Here is a 694-nt window from a genome sequence, read left to right on the forward strand (position 1 = left end):
GCTGATCCGCGAGGCCTTGCCGCGCGGATCAGCCGGTAGGAGACGGTAATGCGGTGCTCCGCCTCGTCCTCGGCGAGGTCGGGCCCGAAGGGCAGGAGCACCCAGCTCCGGTGCATGTAGGGCGCGCGTTCGGCGCGCCCGGTCTCGATCAGCAGCGCCGCCGTCTCGACATCGGGGCATTTCACCGTGACCCCGTGCCCGGAGGCTCCGACGAGGGCAAAGATCTTGCCGCCGATCTTCCAGGCGTCGTGGCCCTCGTCCCAGGGATGGTCGAGGAGGGCGCCCGGCAGGCCGGCGCAGAGGCGGGAGACGGTGCTGCGATCCATGGGCCAACTCTGGGGCGGCGTGGCGGCCCTGTCCAGAGGCTCCGCGAATCCGTTGCCCGCGGCCGCCGGGGATGCTACCTCTTCGGACATGAAGAGCATCTGCACCATCATCGGCTGCATCATTACCTGCTGACCCACGTCGCGGGCTGCTCTTTTCCGTTCCCTCCAAGGTCGTGATGTGAGAAGCCCGCGGGCGAGCCGAGCCTGCGAGGACCCATGACCGAGATCCGCCTCACCAACACGAAGAGCCGCCGGAAAGAGGCGTTCGAGCCGATCGATCGCAAGAACGTCCGGCTCTATGTCTGCGGGCCCACGGTCTACGACCGGGCGCATCTGGGCAACGGCCGGCCGGTCGTGGTGTTCGACGT

Annotated in this window: 1 protein-coding gene and 1 pseudogene; one reads left to right on the top strand and one right to left on the bottom strand. The window is 68.4% G+C overall.

The window, feature by feature from the left end:
- Positions 1-326 (bottom strand): MmcQ/YjbR family DNA-binding protein (locus tag CKO11_RS17150; RefSeq protein ID WP_223641518.1); only part of this gene is annotated, 326 nt, incomplete at its 3' end.
- Between the two features lie 216 nt (positions 327-542).
- Between CKO11_RS17150 and CKO11_RS17155 the strand changes: the two are divergent.
- Positions 543-694 (top strand): annotated as a pseudogene (locus tag CKO11_RS17155) (cysteine--tRNA ligase); the annotation flags it as partial.

It is taken from the genome of Rhodobacter sp. TJ_12, from assembly GCF_020023995.1.
GTDB lineage: Bacteria > Pseudomonadota > Alphaproteobacteria > Rhodobacterales > Rhodobacteraceae > Rhodobacter.